The following is a 10,163-nucleotide window of genomic DNA, read 5'->3' as shown; positions in this document are numbered from 1 at the left end:
GTGGTGGGGGAGGGCGGAGGCGGACGCGCGTCCCGGCGGCACGCTGCGCGTCGCGATGGACGGCGGGCCGGAGCCGGTGATGAGCGGGCGGTTCGTCGAGCTGGAGCCGTACGAGCGGCTGGTGTTCACGTTCGGCTGGGAGCCGGCGCCCGGCGTGCCGGACATCCCGCCCGGCGGCTCCCGGGTGGAGATCACGCTGACCCCCGACGACGGTGGCACCCGGGTGACGCTCCGCCACGACGGTCTGCCGGCGACGCTGCGCGGCGAGACCATCGACGGCTGGCGGATAGTGCTCGGCCGCCTCGCGAACGAGGCGGCCGGCGGCGACGTGGTGGGACGAGAAGTCAGTCGGTGATGGGCGTGGCCTGCGGCTGGAGGCGGTTGGTCTCGTCGTGCCACTCGACCGCGAGCGGGCGGAGCTTGGCCTCGTGCCGGCGGCCGTGGTGGCCGCAGAAAAGAAGATCGCCCTCGTTCAGGACGACGCGGATGTACGCCTGGGCGCCGCAGCTGTCGCAGCGGTCGGCGGCCTTCAGCGGGCTGGTAGCGAGAGCCGTAGTAGTCACGTCGCCTACCTTCCTGATCGTTGGTCCACCGAAGGTTCCGGTGGTCTCGTGCATCCGTACCAACATGTAACCACCCCCGGACGTTCCCGCATCTCGAGTGAGGGGTGGTTCGCTCTGCGCGTAATCGACCGGGCTGTGACACTGGTCACCTGATCGACTCGGCAGCACGTTCGGGCCGGGCGGCCCCGCGTGGCAGCACCGGTTCCGTCGTGCCGAGGGCTTACGCTGTCACCGCATGTGCTCACCGCAAGGAGGACACCCGTGACCGCCGCGCGCGCCGACGCCCCCACCACCGGTGGCGACTACACCGCCCGCCACCTCTCGGTGCTCGAGGGGCTGGAGGCCGTGCGCAAGCGGCCGGGCATGTACATCGGCTCGACCGACTCACGCGGCCTCATGCACTGCCTCTGGGAGATCATCGACAACGCGGTCGACGAGGCGCTGGGCGGGTTCTGCGACCGCGTCGAGGTCGTGCTGCACGCCGACGGCTCGGCCTCGGTCGCCGACAACGGCCGCGGCATCCCGGTCGACATCCACGCCAAGTCCGGCCTGTCCGGCGTCGAGGTCGTCTACACGAAGCTGCACGCCGGCGGGAAGTTCGGCGGCGGCTCCTACGCGGCCACCGGCGGCCTGCACGGCGTCGGCGCCAGCGTCGTCAACGCGCTGTCCGAGCGGGTCGACGTCGAGGTCGACCGCAACGGCCGCACGCATGCCATGTCGTTCCGGCGCGGCGAGCCCGGCGTCTGGGACGGCGACGGACCCAGGGCGGCGTTCGCGCCGTTCACCGACCACTCCGAGCTGCGCATCACCGGCCGGGTGGCCAAGCGGGTCACCGGCACCCGGGTCCGCTTCTACGCCGACCGGCAGATCTTCCTCGCCACCGCCGCGTACTCGTGGGACGACCTCATCTCCCGCGCCCGCCAGACGTCCTACCTGGTGCCGGGGCTGCAGCTGGTGGTCCGCGACGAGCGCGGCGACGAGATCGTCGAGGAGACGTTCCGGCACGACGGCGGCATCAGCGAGTTCGTCGAGTTCCTCAGCCCGGGCGCACCGGTCACCGACGTGCTGCGGCTCACCGGCGAGCAGACCTTCCGCGAGACCGTCCCCGTCCTCGACGACGACGGCCAGCTGGTCAGCAAGGACACCGAGCGGGTCTGCCAGGTCGACGTCGCGCTGCGCTGGGACACCGGCTACGACACCGTCGGCCGCTCGTTCGTCAACGTCGTCGCCACCCCGAAGGGCGGCACCCACGTCACCGGGTTCGAGCAGGGCCTGCTCAAGGCGCTGCGCGACCAGGTCAAGGTCAACGCCCGGCGGCTCAAGGCCGGCAACGACAAGATCGAGAAGGACGACGTCCTCGAGGGCCTGACGTCGGTCGTCACCGTCCGCCTCGACGAGCCGCAGTTCGAGGGCCAGACCAAGGAGGTCCTCGGCACCGCGGCGGTCCGCTCGATCACCTCCGCCATCGTCGAGCGCGAGCTCAAGGCCCTGCTCACGTCGACCAAGCGTGATCACAAGGCGCAGGCGGCGGCGCTGCTGGAGAAGGTCGTCTCGGCGGCCAAGGCCCGGGTGGCCGCCCGGCTGCACAAGGAGACCGTCCGGCGCAAGAACGCGCTGGAGACCAGCTCGCTGCCGACCAAGCTGGTCGACTGCCGGTCCAACAGCCTGGAGAAGTCCGAGCTGTTCATCGTCGAGGGCGACTCCGCGCTGGGCACCGGCCGGTCGGCCCGCGACGCGGAGTACCAGGCGCTGCTGCCGATCCGCGGCAAGATCCTCAACGTGCAGAAGGCGTCCGTCGCCGACATGCTCAAGAACGCCGAGTGCGCGGCGATCATCCAGGTGCTCGGCGCCGGCAGCGGCCGCTCGTTCGACCTCGACCAGTCCCGCTACGGCCGGGTCATCCTGATGACCGACGCCGACGTCGACGGCGCGCACATCCGCACGCTGCTGATCACGCTCTTCTACCGGTACATGCGCCCGTACGTCGAGGCCGGCCGGCTGTTCGCCGCGATGCCGCCGCTGCACCGCATCGAGCTGTCCAACCCGAAGAAGGGTCAGGACAAGTACATCTACACCTACACCGACGCCGACCTCGACCGCACCCTGCGCGACCTTGCCCGCAAGGGCGTCCGGGTGAAGGAGACCCCGCAGCGCTACAAGGGCCTGGGCGAGATGGACCCCGAGCAGCTGGCCGAGACGACGATGGACCCGCGACACCGCCGGCTGCGGCGCATCAACGCCCGCGACGCCGAGGCGGCCGAGCGGGTCTTCGAGCTGCTGATGGGCAACGACGTCGCGCCGCGCAAGGAGTTCATCATCGCCGGCGCCGCCGAGCTGGACCGGGCCCGCATCGACGCCTGACCGCTGGGACATTCCTCACCCCGTCACCAGGAATAGCCGCCACACGTCGCTGGTCAGCGCCGATCCGGCGCGCGGCGCCGTCCGGAGGCCGGCCTCCGGACCGGTAGGGTGAGGGCGACGAGACGAGCAGCGGGGAGGTGGGACGCATGGTGACCGCGCCCCGCGTCCTGCCCCGCAGCCTCGTCGTCGCGATGTTGTCCGCCCTCCTCGTCGTGCTGGCGGGCGCCATGGTCACCGGCGGCGGCGACACGGTCCGCGGCGCCGGCCCGGTCATCCACCCGGCCGCGGAGATCACCCCGAACTCGCTGCCGCGCACCGACGCGGACGAGCAGCCGGCCGGCGACGCCGTCCCGGACGGCGCCGGCGGCCAGGCATCCGCCGGCGCCCACGACGGACCGGACGCAGCCGCCGTCGTCACCGAGGTCGCGTCGCCGGGCGCCGCCGGCACGGTCGCGGACGTGGTCCGCGGCGGCACCGCGCGGCCGGCCGCGCCGGCCCCCGCCGGCCCGGCGGCCGGTCGCGCCCCTCCTGAACCCGTCGCCGCCTGACCGTTCCGTCCGTGCGAATGTGCCCCCGCGACCCACTCGCAGGCGGCACCATCGAAGGGTTTCCTCGTGTCCGACCGTGAGAGCCGCTCATGATGCTGGCCCTGATCGCCGCGCACTTCGTCGCCGCGGCGCTGGCGCCTGCCCTGGTGACCTGGCTGGGTCGCCGCGCGCTGCTGCTGCTCGCCGTCGTGCCGGCCGCCGGGTTCGCCTGGGCGGCCGCGATGACCGGCGAGTTGCGTGACGGTGGTTCGGTCGAGCAGCGGGTCCGCTGGGTCGGGTCGCTCGGGCTGGAGCTGTCGTTCCGGCTCACGACGCTCACGTGGGTGATGACGCTGCTGGTCACCGGCGTCGGCGCGCTGGTGCTGGCGTACTGCGCGGCCTACTTCCGGCGTGACGACGCCGGCCTGCCGCGGTTCGCGGGGCTGCTGACGGCCTTCGCCGCGGCGATGCTCGGGCTGGTGCTGGCCGACGACCTGCTCGTGCTGTACGTGTTCTGGGAGCTGACGACGGTGCTGTCGTACCTGCTCATCGGGCACAACCCGGAGCGCAAGGCGAACCGGCGCGCGGCGCTGCAGGCGCTGATGGTGACGACGTTCGGCGGGCTGGCGATGCTGGTCGGCGTCATCGTGATCGGGCAGGCCGCCGGGACGTACCGGATCTCCGACGTGCTGGCGAACCCGCCCGGCGGCGACGCCGTCACGGTCGCCGTCGTGCTGGTGCTGGTCGGCGCCGTGTCGAAGTCGGCGCTGATGCCGTTCCACTTCTGGCTGCCCGGCGCGATGGCGGCGCCAACCCCCGTCAGCGCCTACCTGCACGCGGCCGCGATGGTGAAGGCCGGCGTGTACCTGGTCGCGCTGTTCGCGCCGGCGTTCGCCGGGCTGCTGCCGTGGCGGCCGCTGCTGCTGACGCTCGGCGTGCTGACGATGCTGCTCGGCGGGTTGCGGGCGCTGCGGCAGACCGACCTGAAGCTGCTGCTGGCCTACGGGACGGTGAGCCAGCTGGGCTTCCTCATCGTGCTGGTCGGCGCCGGGACCCGGGCCGCCGCGCTGGGCGGCGTCGCGATGCTGGTCGCGCACGCGCTGTTCAAGGCGACGCTGTTCCTGGTGGTCGGGCTGGTGGACCGCGCGGCCGGCACCCGTGACCTGCGCGAGCTGTCCGGGCTGGGCCGCCGGCTGCCGCTGCTGATGTGGACGTCGATCCTGGCGGCCGCGTCGATGGCGGCGATCCCGCCGCTGGCCGGGTTCGTCGCCAAGGAGACCGCGTACGCCGCCGCCGTCGACATCGCCGAGACCGGCGACGGCACCGGGATCGGCGCGTTCGCCGGCTGGGCGCTGGTCGCCGGGCTGGCCGTCGGCTCGGCGCTGACCGCCGCGTACAGCATCCGGTTCGTGTGGGGCGCGTTCGCCGTCAAGAGCGGGGTGCCTCCGATCGAGAGCAGGGACTGCCGGTTCCCGACCGCCGGCTTCTCCGCCACGCCGGTGCTCCTCTCGTTCGGCGGGCTGGCGCTGGGCTTCCTCGGGCCGGTCGAGACCGAGCTGCTGGCGCCGTACGCCGAGCTGTTCCCGGCAGGGGCGCACGAACCGGAGCTGGCGCTGTGGCATGGCGTCAACCTGGCGCTGCTGCTGTCGGTCGCGTCGGTGCTGGCCGGCATCGCGCTGTTCCGCTGGCGTGACCGGGTCGACCGGGCCGAGGCGGCGCTGGCCCCGCCGGCCGACGCGGAGACGGCGTACCGGGCGATGATGCGCGGCGTCGACCGGCTCGCCGTCGAGGTCACCGGCGCCACCCAGCGCGGCTCGCTGCCCAGCTACCTCGCGGTGATCTTCCTGGTCATCGTCGCGGTGCCGGGCGGGGTGCTGGTGGCCGGGCAACTCTGGGCCGACGGCCCGGGCGTGCGGGCCTGGGACAGCATCGGGCAGGCCATCGTCGGCGCGATCATGATCGCCGCGGCGGTGCTGGCGGCGCGGTCGCGGCGCCGGCTGAAGGCGGTCGTGCTGGCCGGCGGCACCGGCTACGGCATGGCGATGCTGTTCATCCTGCACGGCGCGCCGGACCTCGCGCTCACCCAGGTGCTGGTCGAGACCGTCACGCTGGTGATCTTCGTGCTGGTGCTGCGGCGGCTGCCGACGTACTTCTCCGACCGCCCGCTGACGAAGTCGCGCTGGTGGCGCATCGGGCTCGGCGTCGCCGTCGGGCTGGTGATGTCCGGACTGGCGCTGGCCGCGTCCGGCGCGCGGACCGCCGACCCGGTGTCGGAGGGGTTCGCCGAGCCTGCCGTCTCCTACGGCGGCGGCTACAACATCGTCAACGTCACACTGGTCGACATCCGGGCCTGGGACACGATGGGGGAGATCTCCGTCCTCGTCGTCGCCGCGACCGGCGTGGCCAGCCTGATCTTCCTCATCACCGGCCGGACCGGGCGGCACCGGCCCGACGACGCGATCGCCAGCGCGCCGGCGTCGTCGGAGCGCCGTCCGCACCGCAACCTGTGGCTGCGGGCCGGCCGCACCGTCGCGCCGGAGGGCCGCTCGATCCTGTTCGAGGTCGTCACCCGGCTGGCCTTCCACATCGTCATCGTGTTCTCCATCTACCTGCTGTTCGTCGGCCACAACTCACCCGGCGGCGGGTTCGCCGGCGGACTGGTGGCCGGGCTGGCGCTGATGGTCCGGTACCTGGCCGGGGGCCGGCACGAGCTGGACGAGGCGGCGCCGGTCGACGCCGGGCTGGTGCTGGGGATCGGGTTGTTCATCGCCACCGGCAGCGGGCTGGCGCCGCTGGCCTTCGGCGGCGACGTGCTGCAGAGCGCCATCGTCGACCTCTCGCTGCCGCTGCTCGGCGAGGTGCACTTCGTGACGTCGCTGTTCTTCGACGTCGGGGTCTACCTCGTCGTCATCGGGCTGATGCTCGACGTGCTGCGCAGCCTCGGCGGCGGCGTCGACGAACAGGCCGGCGACGACGATGACGCCGACGCCGGCGAGTCCATCGAGACCGCGGAGGGGGTGCGATGAGCGCGAACCTGGTCCTCGTCGCCGTGGTCGGCGTGCTGTTCGCCGCCGGCGTGTACCTGCTGCTGGAACGCAGCCTGACCCGCGTCCTGATCGGCGTGATCCTCATCGGCAACGGCGTCAACACGCTGTTCCTGGTGGCGTCCGGCCCGGCCGGGCGGGCGCCGATCGTCGGGCTGAGTGACGTCGACGACATGAGCGATCCGCTGCCGCAGGCGCTGGTGCTCACCGCGATCGTCATCACGCTCGGCGTGACGGCGTTCCTGCTGGCCATGGCCTACCGGGCCTGGCAGCTCAACGGGCACGACGACGTGCAGGACGACGTCGAGGACGCGGCGATCCGGCGCCGGGCCGAGCGGGACGAGGTGTCGTCCAGCTACGACGACAGCGCCGGCGGCACCATGGACGAAGAGGGCAGCGACGAGGCCGCCGAGACCGCGGGGGAGCGCCGATGAACGCGTCCGCCCTGGTCCCGCTGCCCGTCGTGCTGCCGCTGTTCGGCGCCGGGCTGGCGCTCGCGCTGGGCCGGTCCGCCCGGGCGCAGCGGGTCGTCAGCGTCGTCGTGCTCGCGCTGGTCGTCGTCGTCGCCGCGGTGCTGCTGGCCCGCGCCGACGAGCACGGCCCGCAAGTCATGCACGTCGGCGGGTGGCCGGCGCCCATCGGGATCTCGCTGGTCGCGGACCGGCTGTCGGCGCTGATGCTGCTGGTGTCGGTGGTCGTGGCGCTGTGCGTCCTGGTGTACTCGCTGAGTCAGGGCCTGGTGGAGTACGGTCCGGACACGCCGCTGTCGATCTACCATCCGACGTTCCTGATCCTGGTCGCGGGCGTGGCGAACGCGTTCCTCTCCGGCGACCTGTTCAACCTCTACGTCGGCTTCGAGATCCTGCTGGCCGCGTCGTACGTGCTGCTGACGCTCGGCGGCACGGCCGACCGGATCCGGGCCGGCAGCACGTACGTCGTCGTCAGCCTGGCGTCGTCGATCGTGTTCCTGACGGCGCTGGCGCTGGTCTACGCCGCGACCGGCACCGTCAGCCTGGCCCAGCTGGCCGGCCGGCTGGACGAGCTGCCGTCCGGTGTCTCGCTGATGCTGCAGCTGATGCTGCTGACGGCGTTCGCGATCAAGGCGGCGGTGTTCCCGCTGTCGGCGTGGCTGCCCGACAGCTACCCGACCGCGCCCGCGCCGGTCACCGCGGTGTTCGCCGGGTTGCTGACGAAGGTCGGCGTCTACGCGATCATCCGGACGCAGACGCTGCTGTTCCCGGACAGCCCGCTGTCGGACCTGCTGCTGTGGGCGGCGCTGCTGACAATGGTGATCGGCATCCTCGGCGCCGTCGCGCAGGACGACCTCAAACGGATGCTGTCGTTCACCCTGGTCAGCCACATCGGCTACATGGTCTTCGGGGTGGCGCTGGCCAGCGACGACGGGCTGTCCGGCGCGATCTACTACGTCGTGCACCACATCGTCATCCAGACCAACCTGTTCCTCGTCGCCGGCCTGATCGAGCGGCGCGGCGGCAGCACGTCGCTGGAACGGCTCGGCGGGCTGGCCCGGCTGTCGCCGGCGCTGGCGCTGCTGTTCTTCGTCCCGGCGATGAACCTGGCCGGCATCCCGCCGTTCTCCGGGTTCCTCGGCAAGCTCGGGCTCATGCAGGCCGGCGTCGACGATGGCGGCTGGCTGGCGTACGTGCTGGTCGCGGGCAGCGTCGTCACCAGCCTGCTGACGCTGTACGCGATGGCGAAGGCGTGGAACCGGGCGTTCTGGCAGCCGCCGGCGCCGGCGCCGGACGACGCCGCGGGGCCACGGACCGACCTGCACCGCAAGCCCGTCCGCACCGCCACTCCGGTCAACGGGAGGGTCGCGACGGTCGCGCTCCGGGCCGGGATGGCCGGGCCTGCCGCCGTGCTGCTGCTGGTCGGGGTCGCGATGACGGTGTTCGCGGGGCCGCTGTTCGGGCTCACCGACCGCGCCGCGGCCGACCTGCGCGAACGCACCCCGTATGTCGAGGCCGTCCTGCCGGGAGGTGCGCCGTGAGCTCGTCGCAGGAGGTCCCGGAGCGGCGCAACGGCGTCCAGTGGCCGGTGCTGATCGGCCTGACCGTCGTGTGGGTGCTGCTGTGGGGCAGCTTCACCGTCGCCAACGCGCTGGCCGGGCTGGTCGTCGCCACCGTCGTGGTGCTGGTGTTCCCGCTGCCGCCGATCGTTTTCGGCGGCCGGGTCCGCCCGCTCGGGCTGGCCCGGCTGATCGGCTGGTTCGCCGCCGACCTCGTCGTCGCCAGCGTCCAGGTCGCGGCACAGGCGCTGCGGATCGGGCAACGGCCGCTGAACGCCGTCATCGAGGTGGATCTGCGCAGCCGGTCCGACCTCTATCTGACGCTCACCGCCCAGTTGCTGTCGCTCGTCCCCGGCAGCCTCGTCGTCGAGGCCCGCCGGTCGACGTCGACGCTGTTCCTGCACGTTCTCGGCGTCCGCTCCCTGGCCGACGTCGAGGCCGCCCGGCGGCGGGCGCTGCGGCAGGAGGAGCGGGTCATGCGGGCGCTGGCGTCGGAGGAGGAACTGGCCGCCTACCGGGTCGAGGGAGCAGCGTCATGACCGTCGTGATCTGGGTGTGCGCCGCCATGCTGAGCGTCGCCGCCGTCCTCGTGCTGACCCGGATGGCGGTCGGCCCGACCATGCTCAACCGGGTCGTCGCGATGGACGTGCTCATCGCCATCGTCGTCGCCGGGCTCGGGCTGGAGGCGGCGCTGAACCGGCACGCGACGACGCTGCCGATCCTCGTCGTGCTCTCGCTGGTCGGCTTCGTCGGCTCGGTCAGCGTCGCCCGGTTCGCCGCCCACGACGACAAGGGGGAGAACCCGTGAACGTGCTCTCCGCCGTCTTCCTGCTCGCCGGGTGCGCGCTGTCGCTCGTCGCCGCCATCGGGCTGGTCCGCTTCCCGGACCTGCTCAGCCGCATGCACACCGCGACCAAGCCGCAGGTGCTCGGCCTGCTGCTGATCCTGGTCGGCGTCGGGCTGCGGCTGCGCGACTGGACAGACGTCGGCATGCTGCTGGCCGTCGCGGTGTTCCAGCTGCTCACTGCCCCGGTGGCGGCGCACATGGTGGGCCGGGCGGCGTACCGGCACGGCGCGGTGCGCCGCGACACGCTGCTGGTGGACGAGCTGACGCCGGTGCTGTCGTCGGACCCGGACGGTCAGAGCGGCCGCGAGTAGTACGTCACCGACTTGCCCTTGCCGACCAGCTCGGCCGAGCCGACCGGTGCGAACCCCATCGACGTGTGCAGCGCGTCGGACGCCGGGTTGGGTGGGTCGAGGTTGACCTCCGCGCACAGCAGCGGCTGCCCCTCGGCGCGGGCGGCGGCGATGACGTCGTCGTAGAGGGCCCGGGCCAGCCCCTGCCCACGCCGCGACGGCGCGACGACGACCCGGTCGATGTACGCGAAGCGCCGGTGGCGGGCCTTGAACCAGTCGAAGTTCTGGCTGCTGCGGACCGTGTCCTGGTCGAACGCGATCACCATCGCCGCGAGGTCGTCGGTGACCCGGACCCGCCACGCCACCTTCAGCAGCTCGCGGAACTCGTCGGCGGTCAGCTCGGACAGCTCGAGCGCGTGGTCGTTGTTCAGCTGGAGCAGGGCGGCGTGGTCGGCCTCGGCCGTGGCCCGGAACGTGTGCGGCACCCGTCGAGCGTAACCGC

At 72.7% G+C, this 10,163-nt stretch carries 11 protein-coding genes; 9 read left to right on the top strand and 2 right to left on the bottom strand.

The features are described 5' to 3' along the window. A partial coding sequence (locus C1I92_RS21240; protein WP_111256654.1) for an SRPBCC family protein occupies positions 1-355 on the top strand: 355 nt, incomplete at its 5' end. Here the strand turns inward: C1I92_RS21240 and C1I92_RS21235 are convergent. Then, the gene (locus C1I92_RS21235) at positions 345-617 is read right to left on the bottom strand and encodes a DUF7455 domain-containing protein (protein WP_111256653.1); all 273 of its coding nucleotides are present in this window, start codon (positions 615-617) and stop codon (positions 345-347) included. The genes C1I92_RS21240 and C1I92_RS21235 overlap by 11 nt on opposite strands. A gap of 207 nt (positions 618-824) precedes the next feature. Between C1I92_RS21235 and C1I92_RS21230 the strand changes: the two genes are divergently transcribed. The 8 genes from C1I92_RS21230 (at position 825) to mnhG (ending at position 9,682) form a co-directional block, all read left to right on the top strand. Then, positions 825-2,924 carry a DNA gyrase/topoisomerase IV subunit B gene (locus C1I92_RS21230; protein ID WP_111256646.1) on the top strand — a complete coding sequence of 700 codons (2,100 nt, stop codon included), beginning with the start codon at positions 825-827 and terminating at the stop codon, positions 2,922-2,924. A 146-nt stretch (positions 2,925-3,070) separates the two neighbouring features. Continuing rightward, positions 3,071-3,472: a hypothetical protein gene (locus tag C1I92_RS33430; protein ID WP_146605223.1), complete on the top strand. Its 402-nt coding sequence runs from the start codon at positions 3,071-3,073 to the stop codon at positions 3,470-3,472. Positions 3,473-3,564: 92 nt separating this feature from the next. After that, positions 3,565-6,477: a Na+/H+ antiporter subunit A gene (locus C1I92_RS21225; protein WP_111256652.1), complete on the top strand. Its 2,913-nt coding sequence runs from the start codon at positions 3,565-3,567 to the stop codon at positions 6,475-6,477. Next, a complete protein-coding gene (locus C1I92_RS21220; RefSeq protein ID WP_111256645.1) occupies positions 6,474-6,929 on the top strand; it encodes a Na(+)/H(+) antiporter subunit C in 456 nt (151 codons plus the stop codon). Before C1I92_RS21225 ends, C1I92_RS21220 begins: the two co-directional genes overlap by 4 nt. Next, positions 6,926-8,506, top strand: a complete 1,581-nt coding sequence (locus C1I92_RS21215) for a Na+/H+ antiporter subunit D (RefSeq protein WP_111256644.1) — start codon at positions 6,926-6,928, stop codon at positions 8,504-8,506. Before C1I92_RS21220 ends, C1I92_RS21215 begins: the two co-directional genes overlap by 4 nt. Continuing rightward, the gene (locus C1I92_RS21210) at positions 8,503-9,063 is read left to right on the top strand and encodes a Na+/H+ antiporter subunit E (RefSeq protein ID WP_111256643.1); all 561 of its coding nucleotides are present in this window, start codon (positions 8,503-8,505) and stop codon (positions 9,061-9,063) included. Before C1I92_RS21215 ends, C1I92_RS21210 begins: the two co-directional genes overlap by 4 nt. Continuing rightward, a complete protein-coding gene (locus tag C1I92_RS21205; protein WP_111256642.1) occupies positions 9,060-9,332 on the top strand; it encodes an MrpF/PhaF family protein in 273 nt (90 codons plus the stop codon). The genes C1I92_RS21210 and C1I92_RS21205 overlap by 4 nt, the downstream gene beginning before the upstream one ends. Continuing rightward, entirely contained in the window at positions 9,329-9,682 is a 354-nt protein-coding gene (gene mnhG / locus C1I92_RS21200; RefSeq protein ID WP_111256641.1) for a monovalent cation/H(+) antiporter subunit G, read from the top strand. The genes C1I92_RS21205 and mnhG overlap by 4 nt, the downstream gene beginning before the upstream one ends. Here mnhG and C1I92_RS21195 read toward each other — a convergent pair. After that, positions 9,664-10,146, bottom strand: a complete 483-nt coding sequence (locus C1I92_RS21195; RefSeq protein ID WP_111256640.1) for a GNAT family N-acetyltransferase — start codon at positions 10,144-10,146, stop codon at positions 9,664-9,666. The genes mnhG and C1I92_RS21195 overlap by 19 nt on opposite strands. Positions 10,147-10,163 lie beyond the last annotated feature (17 nt).

It is taken from the genome of Jiangella anatolica (genome assembly GCF_003236295.1).
Classification (GTDB): Bacteria; Actinomycetota; Actinomycetes; order Jiangellales; family Jiangellaceae; genus Jiangella; species Jiangella anatolica.
Note: the sequence above shows the minus strand (reverse complement) of the source record. Positions and strands in the feature narration are given on the sequence as shown.